We start from the raw sequence: 441 nt of genomic DNA on the forward strand, positions 1-441 counted from the left end.
GTCTTGACCTGTCCGGACTCCTCCATAGAAGGAGGAGTGTCTTCGGGAACCGTAAAACAGGTGCTGAATGGCTGTTGTCAGTTCGTGTCGTGAGATGTTGGGTTAAGTCCCGCAACGAGCGCAACCCTTGTCATTAGTTGCCGTCATTAAGTTGGGCACTCTAATGAGACTGCCGTTGACAAGCCGGAGGACGGTGGGGATGACGTCAAGTCCTCATGGCCCTTATGACCAGGGCTTCACACGTAATACAATGGTCGGTACAGAGGGTAGCCACGCCGCGAGGCGGAGCCAATCTCACAAAACCGATCGTAGTCCGGATTGCACTCTGCAAATCGAGTGCATGCAGTCGGAATTGCTCGTAATCGCCGGTCAGCATACTGCGGTGAATACGTTCCCGGGTCTTGTACACACCGCCCGTCACACCATGGGAGTGGGGGATAC

At 54.9% G+C, this 441-nt stretch carries 1 rRNA gene; it reads left to right on the forward strand.

Annotated features, from left to right (window positions below):
- Positions 1-441, forward strand: a 16S ribosomal RNA gene (locus ACTHUE_RS20460); the annotation flags it as partial.

The sequence above is a fragment of the Neisseria sp. P0021.S005 genome (genome assembly GCF_051956955.1).